Below are 24,829 nucleotides of genomic sequence, written 5' to 3'. Positions count from 1 at the left end.
CAGTACTGGTAGAACGTCGCGGTGCCCTGGATGGAGGGCTGGTTGACGCGCTGCGTCCGGTACAGGTCGTACGTGCTGCCGTCGCTGTTGACGGAGCCCAGCCTGGAGGTGCCGGAACTCGGGTTGTAGTTGCCGTAGTTGTCGACGATGTAGTACTCGATGAGCGGGTTCGTGGTCCAGCCGTACAGCGACAGGTAGCAGTTGCCGTTGCAGTTCCACGAGCCCGAGTAGGTCACGGGGGCGGTCGTGCCCGGGTTCCAGCCCTTGCCGGCAACGAAGTTGGTCACGTTGTTCCACGTGGTGCTGTACTGGCCGCCGGAGCCCATCGTCATCGAGGCCTGGCCGCTGTTCTGGCTCCAGAACGAGTAGAAGTACCCGTTGTTGGTGCCGGTGCTGTTCGAGGTGACGGTCGTGTCGGCCTGGGCCGCGCCCGGCAGCGTGAAGGCGGCCATGACCGCCGCCGCCACGGCGACGAGTGCGCGGATGGCGGCCATGACGTTGCGTCTGCGGCGGCGCTCAGGGGTCGTTGTCCTCATGGGTGTGTTTCCTCCTGGAAGCGTGGGGGGCAGCTGTGCGCCGTGCTCCCGGTCGTCACAGGCCTGGCCGGCCTGGGCTGGAGAGGCATGGCGCACTCTCCGGCCGCCAGGAGTGCTGCGACCGGAGGACCGGGCCATGGTGCGGCCCGGATCGTCGGCGACTGGTCGCCGGCGATGCCGAACAGTCTGATCCGCACTCCCGGGGTGTCAATACTTTCGGTGAAAGTTTCGAATCTTTCTCCTCGTGGCCATTTCGCAGGGTCAGGAATGCTCCCTGATCAGAGGACATGCCTCGGAGTCGTGCCCATCCGGCGGAACAACTCGCCTACCGCGCGGAGGATGTGACGGCCGCGGGGACGTCTGAGGTGACGAAAGTTTCGGAGTATCCGCGCCCCGTCAGGTGGCGGGCGGGGGCGCCACCGGCATACCCCGGCTCACCGAGGCCACCCGGCTGTCGGACGTGCCCCGCGGCCGGGCGCGCTCGGCGATGGCGCTGGGCACGGCGCTGGCCGGGCGGGGCGAGGTGCACGGCGCCATGACCGTACTGACCGCCACGATCGAGGAACTGCCCGGCCATCCGGATCTGGTGCGCACGCTGCGGACCGCCTCCGCGCTGCTGTCCGACTACGACCAGGCCGTAAGGAGCGAGGTGTACGGCCGCTTCCGCGAGGAGGCCACGCGCTCACCCGAACTGGTCGACCCGGCCGGGCGGGCGCTGCTTGTGCAGTACGAGTCGAGCGCGGGACTGCTCTCGGCCGGTGCCGCCATGGCACGCATCAAGGCACTGCTGCGGGAGCCCGCCGACCCGCTCTCGAACCCGATCCGGCTCGGCGCGGCCGCGTCCGTCGCCTTATGGGCCGACGAGCTGGACGAGGCCGAGCGCCTGGTGCGCCGCGCCCTGGCCGAGCAGAGCGCCGCGTGGCTGCATCCCGTACACGCCGCTACCGGCAACGGTGGCTCTAGAGGGGAGTCACGTACGCCCCCGCGATCCCGCCGTCGACGAGGAACTCCGCGGCGGTGACGAACGAGGAGTCGTCGCTTGCGAGAAAGGCCACTGCGGCGGCGATCTCCTCGGGCTCAGCGAAGCGGCCGACCGGGATGTGCACCAGGCGGCGCGCCGCCCGCTCCGCGTCCTTGGCGAACAGCTCCCTGAGCAAAGGGGTGTTGACCGGCCCGGGGGACAGCGCGTTGACCCGGATGCCCTCGCGGGCGAACTGGACTCCCAGCTCGCGGGACATGGCAAGCACGCCGCCCTTCGAGGCCGTGTAGCTGATCTGGGACGTGGCGGCACCCATCCGTGCGACGAACGAGGCGGTGTTGATGATGGAGCCCTTGCCCTGGCGCTGCATGTAGGGAATGACGTGCTTGCAGCACAGGTAGACGGAGGTGAGGTTGACCTCCTGGACGCGCCGCCATGCGTCGAGCCCCGTGGTGAGGATCGAGTCGTCGTCCGGGGGCGAGATGCCGGCGTTGTTGAAGGCGACGTCGACCGAGCCGTAGGTGTCGTACGCGGTCCTGAAGAGCGCCTCGACCTGGTCGGAGTCGGTGACGTCGACCTGGACGAAGAGCCCGCCGGTCGCGGCGGCGGCAGCCTTGCCCGCGGCTGTGTCGACATCGGCGCAGACCACGGCGGCGCCCTCGGAGGCGAGGCGGCGGGCGGCGGCCAGGCCGATCCCGCTGCCGGCGCCGGTGACGACGGCTGTCCGGCCGACCAGGCGGCGGCACGTGGCGGGAGGTTGATCGGTGTGCTCGGTCGTCACTTGCTCTCCTCGGTGTCGATGAACACGTTCTTCGTCTCGGTGAAGGCGGCAAGGGCGCCGGGGCCGAGCTCGCGGCCGATTCCGGACTCGCCGAAGCCTCCGAAGGGGGTCCAGTAGCGCACGCTGCTGTGCGAGTTGACGGACAGGTTCCCCGCGGCCACGGCGCGGGAGACGCGGACGGCGCGGCCGACGTCCCTGGTCCAGATCGAGCCGGACAGGCCGTAGCGGGTGGCGTTGGCGAGCCGTACGGCCTCGTCCTCGTCCTCGAAGGGCAGGACGACGGCGACCGGGCCGAAGATCTCCTCGCGGGTCACGGGGCTGTCGTCCGTCCCGGGGGTGAGCACGGTCGCCGGGTACCAGAAGCCCTTGCCGGCGGGGGTGTCGCCGCGAATGGCGGCGGGCGCGTCCTCGGGGACGAAGGAGCGTACCCGCTCCAGGTGGACGGCCGAGATGAGCGGCCCCATCTGCGTGCTGGGGTCGGCCGGATCGCCCACCGTGAACGCCTTCACAGCGGGTTCCAGCAGCTCCATGAAACGGTCGTACACACCGCGCTGCACGAGGATGCGGGTCCGGGCGCAGCAGTCCTGGCCGCTGTTGTCGAGGAAGGATCCGGGGGCGGCGGCCGCCGCCCGTTCGATGTCGGCGTCCGCAAAGACGATGTTGGGGCTCTTGCCGCCGAGTTCGAGCGTCACCCGCTTCAGGCTCGCCGCGCACCGCGCCATGATCTGCTTGCCAACGGCGGTGGAACCGGTGAAGACGACCTTGGCGACGCCCGGGTGCTCGACGAGGGCGTTGCCGGTGACCGGTCCGGCGCCCGGCAGCACCTGGAAGAGATCTTCCGGAAGTCCTGCCTCCAGCCCGATGGCCGCCAGGCGCAGCGCGGTGAGCGGGGTGGTCTCGGCGGGTTTGAGGATCACGGCGTTGCCTGCGGCCAGGGCAGGGGCGCTGCCCCAGGCGGCGATCGGCAGGGGGAAGTTCCATGGGGCGATGACGGCGACGACGCCGAGCGGCTCGTGGAAGGTGACGTTCAGGCCGCCGGCCACCGGGATCTGGCTGCCGCACAGCCGCTCGACGCCGCCGGCCGCGTAGTCGAGCAGGTCACGGGCGTTGCCCGCCTCCCAGCGGGCGTTGCCCACCGGGTGCCCCGCCTCCCGTACCTCCAGCTGGGCCAGCTCTTCGAGGTGGCTGTCCACGGCGGCCGCGAACTGCCGCAGTATCCGCGCCCGGTCCCCCGGCGCCGCCGCGGCCCAGACCGCCTGCGCCGCGGCGGCGCGTACGACGGCGGCGCCGACCTCGGCGGGGGTGGCGGCGGGGACGGTCGCGATGACCTCCTCGGTCGCCGGGTTGAGTACCTGGTGCTCCTGCACGGTGTCTGTCACGGTCCCTCACATGCGCTCGAAGGAGCGGAACCGCTCCCAGTCCGTCACGGCGGTGTCGTACGCGGCCTGCTCGATCCGGGCCATGTTCGCGTAGTGCTCCACCACATCGTCGCCGAAGGCGGCGCGGGCCAGGGCACTGCCGGTCCACAGCTCGGCTGCCTCGCGCAGCGTCGCGGGGACGTGCGCCGCGTCGCCGTCGTACGCGTTGCCGGTGCATGCCTCGGGGAGTTCCAGCTCCTGCTCGACACCGTGGATGCCGGCCGCCACCATGGCCGCCACCGCCAGGTACGGGTTGACGTCGCCGCCGGGGAGGCGGTTCTCCATCCGGTGGGACGGGCCGTGGCCGATGACGCGCAGGGCGCAAGTGCGGTTGTCGGGCCCCCAGGCGGCGGCGGTCGGGGCGAAGGAGCCGGGTCGGAACCGCTTGTAGGAGTTGATGTTCGGGGCGTAGAAAAGCGTGAACTCGCGCAGCGCGGAAAGCTGCCCGGCAAGGAAGTGCCGCATGGTCCGCGACATGCCGTACGGGCCCTGGTCATCGGCGAGCACGGGAGTGCCGGCCGCGTCGCGGAGCGAGAGGTGAATGTGGCAGGAGTTGCCCTCGCGCTCGTCGTACTTGGCCATGAAGGTGAGGGCCACGCCCTCCTGGGCGGCGATCTCCTTGGCGCCGGTCTTGTAGACGGAGTGCTGGTCGCACGTCGTCAGCGCGTCCGAGTAGCGGAAAGCGATCTCGTGCTGGCCGAGGTTGCACTCGCCCTTGGCCGACTCCACGGTCATGCCGGCGGCGCCCATCTCGTTGCGGATACGGCGCAGCAGCGGCTCGACCCGTCCGGTGCCGAGGACGGAGTAGTCGACGTTGTAGAGGTTGGCGGGCTTCATCCCGCGGTAGCCGCGGGCCCAGGCGTCCTCGTAGGTGTCCTTGAAGACCATGAACTCCAGTTCGGTGCCGACGTAGGCGGTCCACCCGAGTGCGGCGAGCCGGTCGAGCTGGTGGCGCAGCACCTGTCGGGGCGAGGCGGTGACGGGCGTGCCGTCGTGCCAGGACAGGTCGGCGGTGATGAGCGCCGTACCGGGGTTCCAGGGAGTGCGGCGGAGGGTGGCCGTGTCGCCGTGCATGGCGAAGTCCCCGTAGCCGCGCTCCCAGGACGACATCGCGTAGCCGCCGACGGTGTTCATGTCGGCGTCCACCGCGAGCAGGTAGTTGCAGCCCTCGGTGCCGTGGCCGAGGACGTCGTCCAGGAAGAACCGAGCGGCGAACCGCTTTCCCTGCAACCTGCCCTGCATGTCGGTGAAGGCGAGGACCACGGTGTCGATCTCCCCGGCGTTGACGAGTCCGCGCAGTTCGTCAACGGGTAGCGGGGGTGTGCGGTCTGCCACGGGAACGCCTCCTGTCGGTGCGGCCGAGGGGCCATAAGGTATTCTGGCAGACCATTGATGGGGAAGAGGGTTCGATGGGGGACATCCGGGAAGCGGTCCCCGGCGACCGGCTGGCGACGGTGCTGCGGCCGGTGCGCGCGGGCAACGGCTTCGAGGAGGCGCTGGAGCAGATACTCCAGGTCATCCGGCTCGGACTCGTCCCCGAAGGAGGGCGGCTGCCGGCCGAGCGCGAGCTCGCCGAGCGCCTCGGGGTGAGCCGGGTGACGCTGCGCGACGTGCTCAAAGTCCTCCAGGACGAGGGCCTGCTGGAGAGCCGGCGCGGGCGGTACGGCGGCACGTTCGTGACGCAGCGCACGGCTCTCGGAGGCGGCGGCGCCCAGGGCGAACTGCGGCGCCGCATCGCGAAGGTGGACCTGGTGGACACGCTGCGGTTCCGCGAGGTCCTCGAAGTGGGCGCGGCGGGACTGTGTGCGGAGGAGGGCTTGGCGGAGGAACAGGCCGGCCGGCTGCGGGAGGCGCTGGCGGCGACCCGCGACGCGCCCCTCGCCGACTACCGGCGCTGCGACACGATGCTCCACCTCACTCTTGTCGAACTGTCCGGCTCGCCCACTCTTGCCACTCGGTACGCGGCCGTCCGGGCGACCGTCAACGACCTGCTGGACTGCATCCCGCTGCTGGTGCGCAACCTGGAGCACTCCCAGCAGCAACACACGGCGCTGGTCGAGGCGGTGCTGGAGGGTGACGCGGACACCGCCCGCGAGGTGATGCGGGAGCACTGCGTGGGGACCGCGGCGCTGCTGCGGGGGTTTCTCGCCTGAGCGCGGGGCGCCCCGCGATCCTCGCCGGCGACTCCGAGGCCCTTCGTAACCGCTGTTTAACGCCGGACTCTTGCGCCGAGCACCGCTGACGGCAAAGGTATCGCCTCACACCTTTGAATCCAGGCAGGAGCGGCCCGCCGGACGCCCCATCCGCGGGGACTGCCCGAGCCCTAGGAGGCGCCAATGTCCACCGACGAGCCCGTGACGACGAGGAAACCGGACACCCGGCTGTCCGGCGACGCACAACGCTTGCACGAACTCGGCTACGCCCAGGAACTGGCCCGTTCGATGTCGGGGTTCTCCAACTTCGCCATCTCGTTCACCATCATCTCGGTGCTGTCGGGATGCCTGACGCTGTACGGCTTCGGCATGGTCACCGGCGGACCGGCGCTGATCACCTGGGGCTGGCCGCTGGTCGGCACCATGACGCTGTTCGTGGGTCTGGCCATGGCGGAGGTCTGCTCCAGCTACCCGACGGCCGGCGGCCTGTACTACTGGGCGGCGAAGCTGGCCCCGTCCCACGGGCCGGCGTGGTCCTGGTTCACGGGCTGGTTCAACTTCCTCGGGCAGGTGGCGGTGACGGCGGGCATCGACTTCGGTGCGGCTTTCTTCCTCAACGCCCTGCTGGATCTGCAGTTCGGATTCGCCGCCACTCCCGGGCACACCATGCTGCTGTTCGGGCTGGTACTCGCGGCCCACGGCCTCCTGAACACCTTCGGCGTGCGGCTGGTCTCCGTCCTGGGCAATGTCAGCGTGTGGTGGCACGTCCTGGGCGTGCTGGTCATCGTGGGCACGCTGGTCGCCGTGCCCGACAGGCACCAGTCCGCCGACTTCGTGTTCACCCACTTCGTCAACCAGACCGGCTGGCACTCCGGCTGGTACGTCGCACTGCTGGGGTTGCTGCTCGCGCAGTACACCTTCACCGGCTACGACGCCTCGGCCCACATGACCGAGGAGACCCACGACGCCGCCAACGCCGGCCCGCGCGGCATCGTGATGTCCATCCTGGTGTCCCTGGCCGCCGGCTGGATCCTGCTGATCGGCATCACCTTCGCCATCCAGGACTACGGCGGCGAACTGGGCACCTCCACCGGCGTGCCCCCGGCGCAGATCTTCATCGACGCGGTGGGCGATACCGGCGGCAAGCTGCTGCTGCTCGTGGCCATCGGCGCCCAGTTCTTCTGCGGCATGTCATCGGTCACGGCCAACTCGCGCATGATCTACGCCTTCTCCCGGGACGGCGCCCTTCCCGGCTCCCAGGTGTGGCACCGGATCAACAAGCGGACCAAGACTCCCACCAACGCCGTCTGGCTGGCTGCCGGCGGCGCGTTCCTGCTCGGCCTGCCGTATCTGTGGAACGCCACCGCCTATGCCGCCGTCACCTCGATCGCCGTGATCGGTCTGTACATCGCCTACGTCCTGCCGGTGTTCCTGCGCCTGCTGCAGGGCGACCGGTTCGCACGCGGTCCGTGGCATCTGGGCCGGTGGAGCAGGCCCGTGGGCGTCGTGGCCGTGGTGTGGACCGGATTCATCACCGTGCTGTTCATGCTGCCGACGACCAGCCCCGTCACGTCGAAGAGCTTCAACTACACCCCGCTCGCGGTCCTCCTCGTGATCGGCTTCGCCGGCAGCTGGTGGCTCGTGTCGGCCCGCAAGTGGTTCGCCGGCCCGAAGGTCCAGGGCACCCCCGATGAACTGGCCGCCATCGAACACGAACTGGAATTCTGATCCGAATCCGACCGGGAAGGAACCGGTGAGCAGTGGACAGGGCGAGTCGCGCGGCCACCGCGCTCATCGGCGTCAGCACCTACCTGGAGGAGTCGGTGCGCTGGGGGGCGTGGGACCTGCCCGCCGCCGTGCTGCCCGCCGGCTACCACCGGCTGGTCCAGCGGGCGGGCGGCACCGCGGTGCTCCTCCCGCCCGACCGCCCGGACCGGGCATCCGCGGTGGTGGGGCGGCTGGACGGCCTCGTCATCGCGGGCGGCCCGGACGTGGAGCCCGCGCAGTACGGGGCCAGGCCGCACCCGCGGACCGGACCCCCCTGCCGTGAGCGGGACGCCTGGGAACTGGCCCTGATCGAGGCGGCCCTTGCGGACGGCACGCCACTGCTCGGCATCTGCCGGGGCATGCAGCTGCTCAACATCGCTCTCGGCGGGACACTGACGCAGCACCTGCCGGACGCCGTCGGACACGACGGGCACGCCGGACCGCCCGGCGTGTTCGGGCGCCACCAGGTCACGGCCGTCGCGGGGACCCGGCTGGGCGAGCTGCTGCCGGAGCCGGTCGCCGTACCCACCTTCCACCATCAGGCAGTGGACCGGCTCGGCCGCGGCCTCGTGGTCTGCGCGCTCGCGGAGGACGGCACCGTGGAGGCAGTGGAGCCGCGGGCCGGCGACGGCTTCGTACTCGCCGTGCAGTGGCACCCGGAGGCCGGCGACGACCTCCGCGTCCTGACCGCCCTCGTCACGGCCGCGCGCCAGCCACACGCTGTAGTCGTCGACCACGAGCAGGCGAGGCCGGAGGCTCCTCCTCACCAGACGGCGACGTAGCGTTGTTCTCGACTACGGAACGAAGTCGGTCGCCGGGCTGACCAACGCATGGGGCGGAGAGGTAAGCGTGTGGGGACGCTGCGGCGTATAGGGGGTGTGAAGCAGTCGGAGTTCAAGGAGTTCTACGCAGCGAGCCGGGACGGGTGCCTGCGGGCGGTCCTGGCGAGTGTGGGCGATCGGCAGCTCGCCGAGGATCTGGTGGCCGAGGCGTTCACCCGCGCCTGGGCCTCCTGGCCGAATGTCAGCCGGCACCCGGCGCCGCGCGCATGGATCGTACGCACCGCGTTGAACACCCGGGTGTCCTGGTGGAGGCGGAGACGGAAGGAGGTCGGGCTGGAGGACGGTGCGCCCGACGTGTCCGATCCGCGGGAAGCCGAGACCGGCCTGGACCCCGATCTGCTCGCCGTGCTGCGTCAACTGCCGCAGCGGCAGCGGGAGGTGATCGCGCTACGGGTCTTCCTCGACCTGGACACCAAGGCCACGGCCAAGGTGCTGGGCATCGCGGAGGGTACCGTCACCGCTCATCTGTCACGAGCCGTATCGGCGTTGCGCGGCCGACTCGTCACCGTCGATGACGGTATCGCCAATGACCAGGAGGTCGGACCATGAGCGAGCACGAGGTGCTCAACGCAGTGAAGGACTCCTTCGATGACGTCACCATGTCCACGCCCGTCGAGCGGATCATGGCGGCCGGCAGCGCCCGTCGCAACCGGCGCCGATTCGTGGGCGCGGCAGGGGGGGCGGCCGCCGCGGCCCTCGCGATCGGGGTGCCCGCGCTGAGCAACCCCTCGACGGCTCCACCGTCGGCCGGCAACAGCACCGGCGCGGGATCGGTGCACATCCAGTCGGCCGCGTACACCATCGACACGAAGAAGGACGGCACCCTCGTCGCCACCTGGGACAAATCCGCGTACTTCAGCGACCACGCGGGTCTGGAGCAGGCGCTGCGCAGGGCCGGGTTCCCGGTCCTGATCAAGGAGGGCGTGTTCTGCAAGGGACCGCACGACGACGGAAAGCTGAGCCCCAGCGGGTCCGGGCCCGGGGTCACGAACGTGATGAAGGGCAGGACAGACGATGACGGCAAGGTGACGTTCACCTTCTTCCCGGCCGCGATGCCGGACGGGAAGCAGCTGTTCATCGGCTACCTCAACGCCGCGCAGCTGGCCTCGGTGCACATGAACCCCGGCTCGGTGGAGCGGATCGTCCCGGCGGACGGGCCGCTGACGTGCACGACCACACCACCGCCCGAGCACCACTACAACTAGCGGGACGAGGGACAGCGGCGTGGCCCGGCCGTTCTGACCAGAACGGCCGGGCCACGCCGCCGCACGGCCGACGGCGGCGCCGATGCCCCCGGAAACCTTTCGGCGCTCATGCCTCGGTCTCCCGGTCCGGGTCGTCCAGCGGGGTGTTCAGCCGCAGCCAGCGGTAGCCGTACGGCGGCAGTTCGATGCTGACTCCGCCGCCCGGTTCCGCCTTGACGGCCTCGCCGGTGAAGAGGTCGATGAGCAGCCGGCCACCTTTCAGGCCGGGGACCACCGCCGTCGCGGTGACCGTCCGGTCGGCGAAGTTGTGCAACACGAGCACCGCCCCTTCCGGCAGCGAACTCATATGCGCCAGCACTCCCGGGTCGTCGGCGTCGAGGACCCGGTAGTCGCCCCAGGCCAGTTCCGGTGCCTGGCGGTACCGCTCGATCAGCGACCGCATCCGGCCGAGCAGCGAGGCCGGATCGAGCGCCTGGTCGTGGACGTTGACCCGCTTGGGGCCGAACGCGCCCTTCACTATCGGGTTGGGCAGCTCGTCCGAGGCGGCGGTGGTGAAGCCGCCGCCCCTGTCGGCCGTCCACTGCATCGGGGTGCGTACGGCCTGGCGGTCCTTGGCGGCCAGGTTCTCGCCCATGCCGATCTCCTCGCCGTAGAAGAGCACCGGGGTCCCCGGCAGGGTGAAGAGCAGGCTGTACGCCAGCTCCACCCTCCGCCGGTCGCCGTCGACCATGGGCGGCAGCCTGCGGCGCAGGCCGCGGCCGTAGAGCTGCATGTCCTTGTCGGGACCGAAGGCCGCAAAGACCTCGGCGCGTTCGTCGTCATCGAGCTTGTCGAGCGTCAGCTCGTCGTGGTTGCGGACGAACGTCGCCCAGTGACCATCGCCGGGAGCCGCGGGGCGCTCGCGCAGGGCGGCGGCCAGCGGCGCCGCCTCGCCCCGGGCCATCGACAGGTACATCCGCTGCATGCCGATGAAGTCGAAGCACATGGTCAGCTCGTCGCCGCGGGGAGACGAAGGGTCGCCGAAGAATTTCATGGTGTCGGGATAGGGCAGGTTGACCTCGCCGAGCAGGATCGCGTCACCGCTGCGGCGCCCGAGGAAGGACCGCAGGTCGGCGAGGTATTCGTGCGGGTCGGGAAGCTGGCCGGCGTCCTGCTGGCCCGTCGTCTCCAGCAGGAAGGGGACCGCGTCGACACGGAAGCCGGACAGCCCCAGCTGCGTCCAGAAGCCGATGATGCGGGCTATCTCGTCGCGCACCGCGGGGTTGGCGATGTCCAGGTCGGGCTGCTGCCGGTAGAAGCGGTGCAGGTAGTACTGCCCGGTGCCTTCGTCGTACTCCCACAGGCTCTGCTCCGCGTCGGGGAAGACCACCCCCTTGGGGCCGTCCGCGGGCGGCTCGTCGCACCAGACGTACCAGTCCCGGTGCGCGGAGGTACGGCTGGAGCGGGCGTCGAGGAACCAGGGGTGATGGTCGGACGTGTGGTTGACCACCAGGTCGGCGATGACCCGGATGCCCCGGTCGCGGGCTGTTCTGACGAACTCGGTGAAGTCGCCGAGCGTGCCAAGGCGCGGGTCGACGGCGTAGTAGTCGGTGATGTCGTAGCCGTCGTCGCGCTCCCGGGTCGGGTAGAAAGGCATCAGCCATAGGCAGGTGACGCCGAGGCGCTCCAGGTGGTCGATCCGCTGGATCAGGCCCGCGAAGTCGCCGATGCCGTCACCGTTCCCGTCTTGGTACGTCTCCACATCGAGGCAGTAGACGACCGCGTTCTTCCACCAGAGGTCGGCTGTCCGGGTCAGTCTCATCGGGCACGCTCCATGGCATCGGGACCGGCACGGGTCATGGGACCCGGCTACCCGCTACCGCCGCGATCATCGGACCGGAACCGAGGACCGCGGGCCTGTCACCTGCCGGTGCACGCGCGCCTCCCAGGGCGCGAGTACCAGGCGGCCGGGCTCGGCCCGCGGTGACGGGCCGTTGTCCAGGATCACCTCGGATTCCGCCCAGCCGTGCGGCAGTTCGGCGCTGACCGTCTCGCCGGTGAAGTTGCCGGCAACCAGCAGCCGGGTGCCGCCGAACTCGCGGGTGAAGGCGTAGATCCGTTCGTCGTCCGGCAGCAGCATGGTGAAGTCGCCGTGCACGACCGCCGGTTCGGTGTGCCGCAGTGCGATCAGCCGGCGGTAGTGGTGGTAGACGGAGTTCGGGTCCGCGAGGGCGGAGGCCGCGTTGACCTCGGTGTGGTCGGGGTTGACGGGCAGCCAGGGAGTTCCGGTGGTGAAGCCGGCCTGCGGGGAGGCGTCCCACTGCATGGGGGTACGGGCGTTGTCCCGGCCCATCGCCCGCAGCCCTGGCAGCACGTCCTCCGGCTCGGCACCCGCGCGCAGCGCCTCGGCATAGTGGTTCAGCGACTCGACGTCACGGAAGTCCTCGATGGTGCGCAGCGGCGCGTTGGCCATGCCCAGTTCCTCGCCCTGGTAGACGTAGGGCGTGCCCCGGTGCAGGTGCAGCACCGTACCCAGCATGGTCGCGGACCGCGTCCGGTGGGCGGAGCTGTCGTCGCCGAAGCGGGACACGACGCGCGGCTGGTCGTGGTTGTTCCAGTACAGGCTGTTCCACCCGACGTCGGCGAGACCGGCCTGCCAGCGTCCGAGGGAGGCCTTGAGGTCGGTCAGCCGCAGTGGCCGCGGGTCGAACTTGTTCCGGCCGTGGTCGAGTCCGACGTGCTCGAACTGGAAGACCATGTCGACCTCGCCGCGCCGCGGATCGGTGAACAGCCGGGCCTGCTCGACGGTCACCCCCGGCATCTCGCCGACGGTCAGCAGCCGCCCCGGGTATCGGGCGATCACCTCGCGGTACATCTCGTGCAGGTACTCGTGGACGCGCGGGCCGCAGACGTAGTGCGGCGACCCGTCGCCGAACAGCCCGTCGCCGCGCAGCACGCCGTCGGGCAGGGCCGGGTCCTTGGAGATGAGGTTGACTACGTCCATCCGGAAGCCGTCCACGCCCCGGTCCAGCCACCAGCGCATCATGGCGTGGACGGCCTGCCGCATCTCGGGGTTCTCCCAGTTGAGGTCCGGCTGCTTCGGCGAGAAGAGGTGAAGGTAGTACGCGTTGCTCGCCTCGTCGCGCGTCCAGGCGGAACCGGAGAAGAACGATCCCCAGTTGTTGGGTTCGCGGCCGTCGCGCGGCGGGCGCCACCAGTACCAGCCGCGCTTGGGGCTGCCCGGGTCGCGCGACTCCTGGAACCACGGGTGCTCGTCCGAGGTGTGGTTGACGACCAGGTCCATGACCAGCTTCATACCGCGCTCGTGCACCGCGGCCAGCAGCCTGTCGAAGGCCGCCAGGTCCCCGAAGACCGGGTCGACGTCCTGGTAGTCGCTGATGTCGTAGCCGTTGTCCGCCTGCGGCGAGGGATAGACCGGCGACAGCCACAGCACGTCGGCGCCCAGTCCCGCGATGTGGTCCAGCCGGCCGGTGAGCCCCGCCAGGTCCCCGATGCCGTCCCCGTCGTGGTCCGCGAAGCTGCGCGGGTAGACCTGGTAGACGACCGCGGACTTCCACCACGCCTGATCGTGCTGCGCCGCACTGTCGGCAGCCAATGTCGGCCTCCTTCGTCCGGATGGACCCTGCCCTGATCCGCCGGCCGTATGCGGTCGCGGCAGCACCCCGCCGGGCGCCGTGCGGGTCCCGCTCTTCGACTGCAACGGCAGCGCGGCCCAGGCCGGACGGGCGCGGATACGCGCGGGATCCCTGGGACCGGTCGTGAGGGGTTCGCGGCCTCGACGTCAGTTGACGCCGGCGGCTGGACTGCTCAACGGCCGCGGGTGCGTGGAGCAGTTGCCTCGGTAGGAGGTGTCCACGGTGTGTCCCGCGAGCACCTGGAAGTCCACGCACACGTAGCGGCGCAGCGCCCCGGCGTGCGGCGTGGGTGTGACGGTGTACGGGAAGGCCACGGACAGGCTCGTCGTGGCATCCCCACCAGGAGTTGCGTCAGTACGCCGCCGCCCGTGACGGCCGATCGGGCCTCCTGGCCGGTCAGCGTGCCGTCGCGGGCGGCCTCCGCCAGCGCGTGTGCGGTCCGGCCGGCCAACTGGGCCATAAGGCCTGCGCCTCCTGCGTGGTCAGGTTCATGATGGTGTTGTAGAGCAGGAAGACGAGCGAGAACGAATCTGCCACCCGGGCAGTCGCGAAGTCACCGACCGTCACGCCGATCGCGTCGCCCCCGGGTTTGGCGCGCAGGCGGGCGACCATCGCCGGGGACAGTTCGATTCCGTGGACCGAGACACCACGGCGGGCCATCGGCAGGGCGATCCGGCCTGTCCCGACGCCGAGTTCGAGTGCCCGGCCGCCGTCGGCAATACTCACCAGGACATCCACGATCGGGCCCACGACGTCAGACCGGAACGTCTCCGCGTGCGCCTCGTCGTATCGGTTCGCTATCGGCTCTCCGAAGTAGTCTCCATCGTCGATCACCGGCGGGCCGTATCGCGGCGGCCGATAGAGGAACGAACAGTTCTGGCGTCGCCCACCACCACTACGTTGGCCGGGACGATGGGCAAAACGACTGGGTTCGTTGAGGAAGCGCCTCGACTGGCCAAGTGGTGGAGGGCGCCCGCGCGATCACCTATGCGCAGGTAGTGAGCGGCAGTGAGCCTTTTCCAGCCTCAGTTCGGACAGGTGAGGTGGAGGGTGAGGACTGCTTGGACGAGGCTGGTGATGCGGGTGGTTGAGCAGCGGTGCTTGCGCAGGAGCCGCCAGGTTTTGAGGGTGGCGATGGCGGGCTCGACCAGGGCTCGGATTTCGGCCTGTGAGCGGTTCACGGTCTGCTGGCCGAGAGGTTCTCCCATCGGCCTCGGTAGGGCACGCGGAGCGGTAGGCGGTCGTCGTGCCGATGCCGAACCCGGCTGCGGCTGGGCGTAGGGATGTCCGTTGCGGAGGTGCACGAGGGCAAGCAGGGCCTGTCGGCCGGCGCTCAGCCGGCGCCACCGGCTGCCGATCGCACGGCGACGTTCGCGCATACGCGCGGTGAGGATGTGGTAGCGCTGGGACACGAAGCGACGCGCTACGGCGCATTGGCCGCAGCCGACCCGCGGGCGGCGACCGGGCTCACGTCCTTCCCGCCCCTGTCTGGTCGGTCGGTTCCCCGCCCACGCAGGGGTGGGGAACCGACCGGCCAGGGCGATTGTTCAGGAGACGTTGACCGCGGTGTCGTCGATGACGAACGAGGTCTGGAGGGTGGAGTCCTCGGTCCCGGTGAACTTCAGTGTGACGGTCTGGCCGGCGTACGCGGCCAGGTTGAAGGACTTCTGCACGTAGCCGGTGATCTTGTTGATGTTGGAGTACGTGGCCAGGGTCGTGGAGCCGACCTGCACGGTGAGTTTGTCGTAGGCCGTGCTGGTGCTGGTCTCCGCGCTGTCGATGTGCAGGTAGAAGGTGAAGCTCGCAGTGGTGCACGCCGTGGGGATGGTCACCGGCTGGGAGAGGGTGTCGGTGTGGGTGGTGCCGTAACCGTCCAGCCAGGCGTCCCAACTGCCGGTGTGAGCAGGCTCGCTGGAGTTGTTGCTGACCACGCCGGAGCCCGCGGTCCAGGGGGAGGCGGTGCCGGCCTCAAAGCCGGGGTTGCCCAGGAGCTGGCTTGGAGTACAACCGCCTGTGCCACCGGTGGTTCCGCCCGTCGGGCCGCCGGTCGTGCCGCCCGTGGTGCCGCCGCCGAACCGGATGTCCAGCACGCTGTGCAGTTCGATCCCGTTGGGGGCCACGCCGGTCTGACCGTGCTTGAAGTCGAAGAAGCCGACTCCGGTGACGGTGACGGGCACGTTCGCGGTCTGGAAGCTGCCGGTTACCGAGTACTTGGAGTCGAACTCGCCACGCGCTTTCTGGATGCCGGAAAGCAGCGGACTGCCGGCGCCCACGCACGCGGGATCGGGGATCTCCGCGATCATGGTGTGACCCGAGGTGTCGTTCAGTACGAGGTGGTAGTCCGAGTCGGCTTCGAGCTTGTACTGCGTCAGCGTCGCCGACAGCGTGAAGACGGTTGTCTCGGTGGGCTTGACGCGATTGTTGGCGGGCAGGGAGGACGGGGCGGTGAGCGCCCCGAGTGACGCGATCGTCGTCGAGGATGTCGACTGGAGGGTGATCGAGCCGGCGTCGGCGTCGGTGCCGGTCTTGACCGACCAGCGTTCCACACCGCAGCTACCCGTGGTCGCCGCCTTCTTGGCCACCACCTCTTCGTGTTCCTCGGCGTCGGGGGTCGAGTGGTAGCGCGGGCCCGCACTGCTGCTGGCAGTCAGGGAGAGCAGGACGGTGAGGGTGGTGGCCAGGGCGGCGGCCACGTATATCCACCATTTCTTCGGCACGGAGGTCCTCCCGGAGGGGCGGGGCGGTCCGGCAACCCGGGGCCGCGCATCTGGGCTGGTCGCCGGTGGAATACTGTGCGTGTGCTGTGCGGTGGGGGGAGTTGTCAAGAAGTGTGACGAGCCCTGGTTGACGCGCATAGACCTGGCACGTAAATACTTGGTCGCGACCGCGAGGCCGAGGACGATCCCTGGGGCGACCGGGACCACCGGACATGGGCGCTGACCATGGCGGGTCACGAACTCGCCGCGGCCACCAGGCGCAAGCCCACCCGACGCCGCAACGCCGACGCCCTGGCCCGGAAAGCCGTGGCGGCGGCCGCCGCGGTCAACAACGACGCCTGCAGGAGTGCTTCCTCGCCGGTGCATTCGGGCCAGTGTGCGCCCAGATGCCGCTCGGGGGACCCGAGGGTATCGACGAGGCCACCGCGGTTGTGCGGTGCATCGTAGCTGGCGCGCCTGCCTGCCCGCCTTCCCACTGCTCACCGTCCTGCTCGCAGCGGGCCGTACCGACCTGGCACTCGGCCTGTCCACGGCAACCGAAATCTCCGATTTCCCCACCTGTGGCCAGATCGCCGCTGGCCTGCCCGGCTCCGTCGGCTTGCCGGGAGCCGCCGCGATTGCCGGGGCATTCGTCAAGGGACTCGACCTGGACGTCCACATGCGCTCCACGCAGGGCATCCGGCTCGGTGCCGCAGCCCATGCCGACCACGCGGGCGATCGGGACGGCATCGATGACCTCCTGCGCAGGGCCCTCTCGGCGGACGACAACGGTGCCCAGCACGTGCTGTCGGGGCGGCTCGCCGGGCGTTGCCGACTGTCGGACGTCCTCGACCTGCTCGAGAACTGCCCGGGCCCTTCTTACGGCCGCGGCGAGCCGGACACAGTGATGAGCGAGGCCGCACTCGTACCCCTCCAGCACCGAACCGGACGGACCACACTCGCGCAGGCCAGTCTGCTGCACCGCGTCGACTACAGGTGGAACAGCGTGCTCGGCCACCTCGACCCCCGGCTCCACGCGTCGGCCGTCGCCGACACCGAGTGGTGCCTGACGAACAGCCACTACGCTCCGGCCGACGGTTCTTGACGGAGCAGCGCGGCCGGAGCACGTCCTTCTACGGCCGGGTCTGTACGGTGACCGGCCCTGTCTCACATTCGGTGGCAACGGGGAATCGTGAGGGTCGTTGTCGTTGGGTGTGAGGGACGTCAACGAGCTTGTGTGAACGGTCTTTTCGGGGTTGTCCCCGCTGGTCATTGAAGAAGTGGCCGATGAAGGCGAGCTGCGGCGTCCAGGCTTGGGGGTGACGAACTGGGTGAGGACGCCCAGGCGGGCGAGTTCGCGGACCGCGTGGGGCTCGGCGTCCAGGTCGTAGGGATTGGCGACGGTGGCGTCGGGCTTGCGGGAGGCACGGCGTCGGCGGGTCCGGGCTTTCGCGTCGTACTCGGTTTCGCACAGGGCCAGCAGCCGGGTGTCGTCGGGGGCGTCGAGCCCGGCGGATTGCCGCCGCTCCGGCGGCCTTATCTGGCCGGAACTGGGCAAACGCGCAGCGGGAGCCGTCCGCGGAGACGGCCGAAGGCCGCCGTAATCCCAGGAGGTTCGTATGACGACTGTGGAGTTCCTTGCCGCACGGGACGGGGACGGTCCGCAGGCGGAGGTCGCGGTTGCGGGTGTCACCGACCGGCAGGCCCACGCACAGCGGTTGCGCCGGCGTCTGGAGCGCCTCATCGGCATCGCCGCGACCGAGGGCAACGTACTGCGCCCGCTGCGCAACGGCGACGAGATCTTCCCCGCGCTGCTGTCGGCGGTGGCGAGCGCCCGGCACACCATAGACATGATGACCTTCGTCTACTGGCGCGGCCAGATCGCCCGCGACTTCGCCCGTGCCCTCGCCGAGCGGGCCGCGGCCGGGGTGCGGGTGCGGCTCCTGCTCGACGGCTTCGGAGCGAAGCAGATCGAGCCGGACCTGCTGGAGATGATGGACGCGGCCGGCGTGCGCGTGGCGTGGTTCCGCAAACCCCTGTGGCTGTCGCCGTTCAAGCAGAACCACCGCTGCCACCGCAAGGCGCTGATCATCGACGAGCGGCAGGCGTTCACCGGCGGGGTGGGCATAGCCGAGGAGTGGTGCGGGGACGCCCGCAACCCCGGCGAGTGGCGCGACACCCACGTCGAGGTGCGGGGCCCGGCCGTGGACGGCATCGCCGCCGCCTTCGCGCAGAACTGGGCGGAATGCCACACCGAGCTCTACGACGACCGCGACCGCTTCGTCACGCACGAGCAGCCGGGGGACTCGGTGGTGCAGGTGGTCCGCGGGTCGGCGAGCGTCGGGTGGCAGGACATGCAGACCCTGCTGCGCGTCGTCATCACCTCGGCCGAGGAGCGGTTCCGGCTGTCCACCGCCTACTTCGCGCCCGACCGCTACTTCGCGGACCTGCTGTGCGCGACCGCCCGGCGCGGCGTGCAGGTGCAGATCCTGCTGCCCGGTCCGCACACCGACCAGCGCGCCTGCCGGCTCGCCGGCCAGCAGCTGTACTCCTCGCTGCTCGACGCCGGCGTGGAGGTCCTGGAGTATCAGCCGACGATGCTCCACACCAAGATCGCGACGGTCGACGGGGTGGGCGCACTGATCGGCTCGTCCAACTTCAACCGCCGCTCGATGGACCACGACGAAGAGGTCATGCTGGCGGTGCTGGACGAGGGGTTCACCGCCGCGCTGGACGCCGACTTCGACCGCGACATGCTGTGCGCCGAGGCGATCGACCCCACGCGCTGGCACCGCCGCAGGCCGCTCCAACGCGCCCGCGAGGCCGCCGTGCTGCCCATACGCCGCTTCCTCTGAGCCGTCCCGCCCCACCGTCCGCCCCGCGCACCCGCCCGGCCGGCGGCGGGGGGCCCCGCAACGCGGCCGCGTAATCGGCGGCCCCACGACCGCACCCGCCCACTCCTCGCACCAACCGTCGAACAGGGGGAACCCATGCCCACCGCGCTCCCGGACGAAGACATCCCCGGCCCCGGTCTGCGACCGTCCCGCCCGCGGCCCTCGCCACCACGTGCCGTCCGCGCACCCGTACTGACCACAGGGGCCACCACCGCCGCCGCGCGCATCACCGCGCTGACCGTGTGCCAGGCCGCCCTGCTGATCGGCTTCGGCCTGCTCATCACCGGCCCCGCCCGGCACCTGTGGCCGATCGCGTCGGAGGACCGCGTCAACGAGGGCTTCGAGCACCTGCGCACGGGCACCTTCAACACGCTGACGTCCTGGGGGTCCGAGGCTGGCAACACCCTGACGATCGTCGCGATCACGCTGGCCGTCTGCGCGGCGCTGGTCCTCGCGCCCGTCCTGCCACGGTGGCGCGAGGCGGTCTTCCTCGCCGTGAGCGTGTCGCTCCAGGCCCTGGCCTTCCTGGCGATCACCACCGCCGTGGACCGCCACCGGCCCGAGGTGCATCGGCTCGACAGCTCGCCGCCGACGTCGAGCTACACCTCCGGGCACACCGGGGCGGCCACCGCGCTGTATGGCGGGCTCGCCGTGCTGGTGCTCACCCGCGCCCGGCGGCTGAGCCGCCCCTGGCGGATCGCGGTCGCGGCCCTGCTGATGCTGCTGCCGCTCGCCGTGGGCGCCTGCCGGCTCTACCGCGGCATGCACCACGTCACGGACGTCACGGGCGGGATGCTCAACGGGACCCTGTCGCTGCTCATCGTGGGCCGGTCGGTCCTGGCCGGCGACGCCGTGCCGGCGCCCCTGCCGGAACACGCCGTGGACGCCGCCGTGAAAGAGGCCCGCGGGACCGCCGGCCCGGTGCCCGGCACCACCGTGGTAGTCGTCAACCCCGTGTCCGTCAGCGCCTCCGACCGCGACCGGCTGCGGCTGGTACTGGAGCGCCACGGACGCGTCGCACCGCACTTCGTCGAGACGACGCCGGACGACCCTGGCCACGGCCAGGCCGCCCGGGCCGCGGCGGACGGCGCCGCGCTGGTCGTCGTCTGCGGCGGTGACGGCACCGTCCGGGCGGTCGCCGACGCCCTGGCCGGCACGGGCGTGCCGCTGGCGGTGGCCCCGCACGGCACGGGCAACCTGCTGGCCCGCAACCTCGGGCTGCCGCTGGACCCGGCCCGCGCGCTCGACGCCGCCCTCGGCGGCGCTCCGCACCCCATGGACCTCGGCCGCATCGAAGGGGACGGGCTGCCTGCGACCCACTTCTGCGCCATGGCCGGCGCCGGCCTGGACGCGGAGCTGATGGCGCGGACCCCCGAGTGCGCCAAGTCCGCGCTGGGGTGGCCGGCCTATGCCCTGGCCCTGCTACGCGCCCTGCGCACCCCCCGCATGGAGCTCACGCTGCGCCTGGACGGCGCGGAGCCGGTGCGGCGCACCGCCCGCATGGCGGTGATCGCCAACGTGGGCGCCCTGCAGGGCGGCGCGTCCCTCGCACCGGACGCCCGCCCCGACGACGGCCTGCTGCACGTCGCGCTGCTGGATCCGCGGGGCGCCCGAGGCTGGGCGTCCGCCACCTCCGACGTGCTGCGCGGGCCCTCCTCGCCCTCCCGCCCCGGCGGCCTCGAGGTCTTCACCTGCCGCGAGGCGGAACTGGTCCTGCCCGAGCCCCGCCCCCGCGAGATCGACGGAGACCCGGTGGCCGCCGGACGGAGGATGTCCGCGCGCGTGGTCCCGGGCGCGGTGCGCGTCCTGCTGCCCGAACCCGGTCCGGAGGCGTGAATGGGCACCGCGACACGGGTTCCGCAGACCCATGGCATGCCGCAGAACGAGCTGTCCGCCGACGACGCGCTCGCCGCGCTGCGCCGCTACGGCCGCTGGCCGCTACTGCGCGACGTCTTCGTGCGCTTCCGCTACGCCGACGGCTTCAGCCACGCGCGCGCCCTGGCCCTGCAGATCGTGCTGGCAGTGATCCCGCTGGCCATCGCCTTCGTGGGGCTGTCCACGGCCCTGCACGGCGAGAGCCTCGGCCGCGTCGCCGAGCTGACGATCCGCCGGCTGGCGTCCGGACCGAGCGAGCAGGTCGTCGACGACGCGCTCGCCCGCAGCCGGCAGCACGCGGGCGACGGCGCTCAGTTCGCCCTGTGGTTCGGCCTGGTCTTCTCCTGGATCAACCTCACGACGGCCATGTGCCAGATCGAGCGCGGGGCGAACCGCATCTACGGCGTCGAGCGCGACCGGCCCTTCGGCCAGAAGTACACCCGCGGCCTGGTGATGTCCGTGACGGCGGGCGCACCGCTGGGCCTGGCCACGGTCGTGATGGTCGCCGGGGACGACCTTGGCGCCTCCGCGACGGCGGTCTGGCACCTGGGCGGCGGCACCGCCCTGGAGATCTGGAACGCCGTGCGGTGGCCCGCCGGGATCCTCCTGGCGCTGACCTCCGCGAGCGTGATCTTCCGCCGGGCGCCGCGCCGCCACCAGCCGGGCTACACCTGGCTGGTTTTCGGGGCCGCCGTCTACATCGTCCTGTGGGCGGCCCTGACCGCGGGGCTGGCCCTCTACCTGCGGCTCAGCGGTTCCTTCGACACCGTCTACGGTCCGCTGAGCGCCTTCATGGCCCTCCTCCTGTGGTCCTACCTGACGTCGCTGGCGCTCTTCTTCGGACTGTCCTTCGCAGCCCAGCTGGAAGCGGCGCGGGCGCTGCGGCCAGGACCCGTCCAAGCCGATCCCGGAGCCTGACATGCCCTCGCACACCGCCCCCGCCGGCCCCCTGTCCTCCTTCGACCGCGTGCGCCGCGCCGACCGGAAGTACGGCGTCCACCTGCTGGGCTCGGCCGCCGGCGCGGCGGCCGCGGCGGTGCTCTTCGGCCTGGTGCTCGTCCTGGTCGAGGCGCACTGGGAGCCGCTGCGGCGGATGGACACCGGGGCGGCCGGCACGCTGCACCACTTCGCCCTGCGCCACCACGAGTGGACGCGGGTGCTGGCGTTCGTGTCGAACTGGATCCTCGGCCCCGGCATCCTTCGGACGGCTGTCGCGCTGCTGACCCTGTGGCTGCTGTACCGCCGGGCCTGGCGGCTGGCGGCCTGGTCGGCGGTGACCGCGGGCGCCGGGGCGCTGACCGGCATGCTGGTCAAGGCGATCGTCGAGCGGACCCGCCCCGCGCTGTCCGACCCCGTGGCGCACGCGCCGGGCTACTCCTTCCCTTCGGGGCACGCGATGACGGCCACCACGTCGTTCGCCATCTTCCTGCTGGTGCTCCTGCCGCTGGTGCCCCGGGCCGCCCACTGGCTGTGCTGGCTGATCTCGGCGCTGGCCGTCGTGGGCGTGGGCTTCACCCGGGTGGCGCTGGGCGTCCACTGGTGCAGCGACGTGATCGGCGGCTGGCTGCTGGGGCTCACCGTGATCGCGGCCACCACCTGGGCGTTCAGGCTGTGGCGCGCCGACGCCAGGCGGCCGGCCGCGCCCGTCACGGACGGCCTGGAACCCGAGCTCGACGCCCCGCACCCCGAGCCCTCCCGCCCCCACGACTCGTGACCGCGGCCGCCGGCACCGGCGGTCCGACCGGCCGGTCTGGCACCGGGCCGGGGCCGGCATGCCCAAGCGCGGGCTCGTCCAGGCGCTGGACAACACCCTGGATCGAGAAGTCATCTCATTAGGTGAGGCGGCGGTAGCAGACAAGGGTGCAGGCGATGCTTGCGACGGCCGGGAAGCGGTCGGCTTTGCGTTCGTAGCGGCGGTGGCGGCGACAGCCGGCGAGCCAGGCCATCGACCGCTGGTTCTCAGTCCAGATCGCGGCAGAGGCGTTTCCCGGCAGAGCCGCGACGGCGACAGCGCTCATGGGGGCCAAGTGCAAGAGGCGAGGTGAGGGGGGACGTCATGTCGGGGGACCATGGACGCAGGTCACGGAAGTTGCTTGCGGTACTGGCCGTGACGGCGCTAGCCCTGTCAGGCGCCCTGGCGACGCGGCACATCGTTCACACCCCCAAGAGCAGGGGAGTCTGCATGATTGTGCGCAATTGCGGTGACGGCAGGATCTCCCCTCCATGCAAGCCCTGTTAGCCCCCACTTGAGGAACCACGTGTCTTTGTGCGGCGTCTTCCCGTACCCGAACCCTCGTCAGGTGAAGGTGGCGTCATGAGCAGAAGAAACAGAGGGAATCGAGGGCTATGGCGTGCGGTGACCAATTGCATCCGTGTGATGACGGGGGGCGTGCGACCGCCCAGTGCGGGGTCAGAGAAGGCCACTCCGGAGCAGACCCGCGTGCACGCCGATCTGGAGAGTGCCCCTCAGCCCAGAAGTACCGAACTCCCGCGCGACCGGTGCGCGTGCGGCAGCACTCAACGAAACGGACCGATTTGCGGACTGTGCGGTGCGCAGCTTCCTTGAAGCCCGCCCCCTCCCTCCTAGGCCCAATACCGGTGACTTTGGTGTGGTCTGGTCGTTGTCGCTTTGGAGGTGCTGACGCGGGCTTTCCCGCCCGAGTTGATCGATGAGGTCGCCGCTGAGTGTGGTCGGGTCGAACAGCGGAACCGGCTGCTGCCCGCACGGCGATTGCGCTCCAGCCCCCGTGTCATCAAACGCAAGATGTCGAACTGGGCACTGAAACGAGCCGAGTACAACAACCCACCCCGACCCAACACCCCCACCCTCCAGCTGGTCGGGCCGACCAAAGCCAACCCGACTCGCCGGAAAAAACCTAAATCACCGGTATTGGGCCTAGGTCCCGGCTCCCTCACCCGGGTACGGGCGCGGACGTCCTTCGGCGGTCACCGGTTCGCGGCGGAACCACTGGCGGGACAGCTGGCCGGTGCGACGGTGCGACGGTGCGACGGTGCGACGGTGCGACGGTGCGACGGTGCGACGGTGCGACGGTGCGACGAGGCCCGGGGCCGGTCTCGTCACGCGTTCGGCCTCAGTGATGCAGGGCGGCCGTGAGTGCCTCGGTCAGGGTCATGGGCGGGCGGCCGATCAGGTGGTGCAAGTTGCCGGAGTCGGTGTGCATCTCGCCACGGTTCATGCCGCGGTCGGCGTCGGCGAGGACCTCCGCCAGTTCCGCGGGTAGGCCCGCGGTGGCGAGCACCTGGGCGAAGTCGGTCACCGGGAGGTCGGTGTAGGCGATCTGCTCTCCGGTCGCGGCGGAGATCGCGGCGGCGAGCTCAGCGAGGGTGAAGGATTCGTCGCCGCCGAGTTCGTACACCGCTCCGGCGTGGCCTTCGGCGCTGAGGACGACCGCTGCGGCCTCGGCGTAGTCGGCGCGGGACGCTGCGCTGATCCGCCCGTCGCCTGCGGCGCCGACGACGGCGCCGTTGCGCAGGATCTGCGGCAGCTGGCTGGTGTAGTTCTCCAGGTACCAGCCGTTGCGCAGCAGCACGCTGGGGGTTCCGCGGTCGCGCAGGTACTCCTCGGTCTCGCGGTGGGTGGCACCGATGACGGTGGTGGCCGTGTCTGCGTGTGTCGTGCTCGTGTACGCCACCAGCGACACGCCCGCGACCACCGCGGCGTCGATCACGCGGCGGTGGTTGGCGACCCGCTCGCCAACGGGGACCGAGGCCGAGATCAGCAGCAGTCGGTCCGCCCCGGCGAATGCTTCGGCCAGGCCGTCGGTGTCCGCGAAGTCGGCGCGGCGTACCGTGATGCCCCGGTCGGCCAGGTCCTTGATCCTGGTGGTGTCCCGGCCGGTCGCGATGATGTCCGCGGCCGGGATCCCGCGCTGGAGCAGTGCCTCGACGGTGAGCCTGCCCAGCTGGCCGGTGGCTCCGGTGACGACGATCGGCATGATGGTCCTTCCTTCCGTGCGCGCCTCGCGCGCCTGCCGCAGTGCGTCTGCGGTGGGGGACCCAGGATGACCTGCACACTCTTCGTCGGGGA

General features: G+C 70.8%; 21 protein-coding genes and 3 pseudogenes. 12 read left to right on the top strand and 12 right to left on the bottom strand.

Annotated features, from left to right (window positions below; genetic code table 11):
- Positions 1-536 (bottom strand): glycoside hydrolase family 11 protein (locus BUE44_RS23150; RefSeq protein WP_200804497.1); only part of this gene is annotated, 536 nt, incomplete at its 3' end.
- A 400-nt stretch (positions 537-936) separates the two neighbouring features.
- On the opposite strand from BUE44_RS23150, the gene BUE44_RS37575 reads away from it, so the two are divergent.
- On the top strand, positions 937-1,557 hold the full coding sequence (locus BUE44_RS37575; protein ID WP_073500898.1) for a hypothetical protein: 621 nt from the start codon (positions 937-939) through the stop codon (positions 1,555-1,557).
- Here BUE44_RS37575 and BUE44_RS23140 read toward each other — a convergent pair.
- Genes BUE44_RS23140 through BUE44_RS23130 form a run of 3 tightly spaced genes read right to left on the bottom strand, consistent with a single transcriptional unit; the run spans position 1,496 to position 5,049 of the window.
- Positions 1,496-2,296 carry a 3-oxoacyl-ACP reductase gene (locus BUE44_RS23140; RefSeq protein WP_073500897.1) on the bottom strand — a complete coding sequence of 267 codons (801 nt, stop codon included), beginning with the start codon at positions 2,294-2,296 and terminating at the stop codon, positions 1,496-1,498. The genes BUE44_RS37575 and BUE44_RS23140 overlap by 62 nt on opposite strands.
- Complete coding sequence (locus BUE44_RS23135) at positions 2,293-3,675, bottom strand: aldehyde dehydrogenase family protein (RefSeq protein ID WP_073500896.1); 1,383 nt, start codon at positions 3,673-3,675, stop codon at positions 2,293-2,295. The genes BUE44_RS23140 and BUE44_RS23135 overlap by 4 nt, the downstream gene beginning before the upstream one ends.
- Positions 3,676-3,681: 6 nt before the next feature.
- Entirely contained in the window at positions 3,682-5,049 is a 1,368-nt protein-coding gene (locus BUE44_RS23130; RefSeq protein WP_073500895.1) for a glutamine synthetase family protein, read from the bottom strand.
- A 74-nt stretch (positions 5,050-5,123) separates the two neighbouring features.
- Between BUE44_RS23130 and BUE44_RS23125 the strand changes: the two genes are divergently transcribed.
- The 5 genes from BUE44_RS23125 (at position 5,124) to BUE44_RS23105 (ending at position 9,681) form a co-directional block, all read left to right on the top strand.
- Positions 5,124-5,867 (top strand): FadR/GntR family transcriptional regulator, encoded by a 744-nt coding sequence (locus BUE44_RS23125; RefSeq protein WP_073500894.1) that lies wholly within the window; start codon positions 5,124-5,126, stop codon positions 5,865-5,867.
- Between the two features lie 183 nt (positions 5,868-6,050).
- Complete coding sequence (locus tag BUE44_RS23120; protein ID WP_073500893.1) at positions 6,051-7,595, top strand: amino acid permease; 1,545 nt, start codon at positions 6,051-6,053, stop codon at positions 7,593-7,595.
- A gap of 32 nt (positions 7,596-7,627) precedes the next feature.
- Positions 7,628-8,416 carry a gamma-glutamyl-gamma-aminobutyrate hydrolase family protein gene (locus BUE44_RS23115; RefSeq protein WP_079189991.1) on the top strand — a complete coding sequence of 263 codons (789 nt, stop codon included), beginning with the start codon at positions 7,628-7,630 and terminating at the stop codon, positions 8,414-8,416.
- Between the two features lie 48 nt (positions 8,417-8,464).
- The gene (locus tag BUE44_RS23110) at positions 8,465-9,025 is read left to right on the top strand and encodes a SigE family RNA polymerase sigma factor (protein ID WP_073500892.1); all 561 of its coding nucleotides are present in this window, start codon (positions 8,465-8,467) and stop codon (positions 9,023-9,025) included.
- Positions 9,022-9,681 (top strand): twin-arginine translocation signal domain-containing protein, encoded by a 660-nt coding sequence (locus tag BUE44_RS23105; protein WP_073500891.1) that lies wholly within the window; start codon positions 9,022-9,024, stop codon positions 9,679-9,681. The genes BUE44_RS23110 and BUE44_RS23105 overlap by 4 nt, the downstream gene beginning before the upstream one ends.
- Positions 9,682-9,787: 106 nt before the next feature.
- Here BUE44_RS23105 and BUE44_RS23100 read toward each other — a convergent pair whose 3' ends face one another.
- The 6 genes and pseudogenes from BUE44_RS23100 to BUE44_RS23080 form a co-directional block, all read right to left on the bottom strand.
- The gene (locus tag BUE44_RS23100) at positions 9,788-11,482 is read right to left on the bottom strand and encodes an alpha-amylase family protein (RefSeq protein ID WP_073500890.1); all 1,695 of its coding nucleotides are present in this window, start codon (positions 11,480-11,482) and stop codon (positions 9,788-9,790) included.
- Positions 11,483-11,548: 66 nt separating this feature from the next.
- Complete coding sequence (locus BUE44_RS23095) at positions 11,549-13,276, bottom strand: glycoside hydrolase family 13 protein (RefSeq protein WP_073500889.1); 1,728 nt, start codon at positions 13,274-13,276, stop codon at positions 11,549-11,551.
- Between the two features lie 186 nt (positions 13,277-13,462).
- Positions 13,463-13,630 carry a hypothetical protein gene (locus BUE44_RS37570; protein WP_159450287.1) on the bottom strand — a complete coding sequence of 56 codons (168 nt, stop codon included), beginning with the start codon at positions 13,628-13,630 and terminating at the stop codon, positions 13,463-13,465.
- Between the two features lie 151 nt (positions 13,631-13,781).
- Positions 13,782-14,150: pseudogene (locus BUE44_RS23090) on the bottom strand (class I SAM-dependent methyltransferase); the annotation flags it as partial.
- Between the two features lie 191 nt (positions 14,151-14,341).
- Positions 14,342-14,728, bottom strand: a pseudogene (locus tag BUE44_RS35940) (transposase family protein).
- A 135-nt stretch (positions 14,729-14,863) separates the two neighbouring features.
- Positions 14,864-15,340: pseudogene (locus BUE44_RS23080) on the bottom strand (hypothetical protein); the annotation flags it as partial.
- A gap of 1,129 nt (positions 15,341-16,469) precedes the next feature.
- On the opposite strand from BUE44_RS23080, the gene BUE44_RS23075 reads away from it, so the two are divergent.
- From BUE44_RS23075 to BUE44_RS23055, 5 genes are all read left to right on the top strand, one after another.
- Complete coding sequence (locus tag BUE44_RS23075) at positions 16,470-17,117, top strand: hypothetical protein (RefSeq protein ID WP_073500887.1); 648 nt, start codon at positions 16,470-16,472, stop codon at positions 17,115-17,117.
- Between the two features lie 514 nt (positions 17,118-17,631).
- Complete coding sequence (locus tag BUE44_RS23070; protein WP_079189990.1) at positions 17,632-18,867, top strand: phospholipase D-like domain-containing protein; 1,236 nt, start codon at positions 17,632-17,634, stop codon at positions 18,865-18,867.
- Positions 18,868-19,002: 135 nt separating this feature from the next.
- Positions 19,003-20,742, top strand: coding sequence for a diacylglycerol kinase family protein (locus BUE44_RS23065; protein WP_073500886.1), 1,740 nt, complete (start codon positions 19,003-19,005; stop codon positions 20,740-20,742).
- A complete protein-coding gene (locus tag BUE44_RS23060) occupies positions 20,743-21,699 on the top strand; it encodes a YihY/virulence factor BrkB family protein (RefSeq protein ID WP_073500885.1) in 957 nt (318 codons plus the stop codon).
- Between the two features lies 1 nt (position 21,700).
- Positions 21,701-22,495 (top strand): phosphatase PAP2 family protein, encoded by a 795-nt coding sequence (locus tag BUE44_RS23055; protein WP_073500884.1) that lies wholly within the window; start codon positions 21,701-21,703, stop codon positions 22,493-22,495.
- Positions 22,496-22,613: 118 nt separating this feature from the next.
- Here the strand turns inward: BUE44_RS23055 and BUE44_RS23050 are convergent, their stop codons facing one another.
- A complete protein-coding gene (locus tag BUE44_RS23050; RefSeq protein ID WP_079189989.1) occupies positions 22,614-22,799 on the bottom strand; it encodes a hypothetical protein in 186 nt (61 codons plus the stop codon).
- A 617-nt stretch (positions 22,800-23,416) separates the two neighbouring features.
- Here BUE44_RS23050 and BUE44_RS39790 point away from each other — a divergent pair.
- The gene (locus tag BUE44_RS39790; RefSeq protein WP_407640045.1) at positions 23,417-23,896 is read left to right on the top strand and encodes a transposase domain-containing protein; all 480 of its coding nucleotides are present in this window, start codon (positions 23,417-23,419) and stop codon (positions 23,894-23,896) included.
- Here the strand turns inward: BUE44_RS39790 and BUE44_RS23040 are convergent.
- A complete protein-coding gene (locus BUE44_RS23040) occupies positions 23,874-24,737 on the bottom strand; it encodes an SDR family oxidoreductase (RefSeq protein WP_073500883.1) in 864 nt (287 codons plus the stop codon). The two genes, BUE44_RS39790 and BUE44_RS23040, sit on opposite strands and share 23 nt — an antisense overlap.
- Positions 24,738-24,829 lie beyond the last annotated feature (92 nt).

The organism is Actinacidiphila paucisporea, from assembly GCF_900142575.1.
In the GTDB taxonomy this organism is placed as follows: domain Bacteria; phylum Actinomycetota; class Actinomycetes; order Streptomycetales; family Streptomycetaceae; genus Actinacidiphila; species Actinacidiphila paucisporea.
Note: the sequence above shows the minus strand (reverse complement) of the source record. Positions and strands in the feature narration are given on the sequence as shown.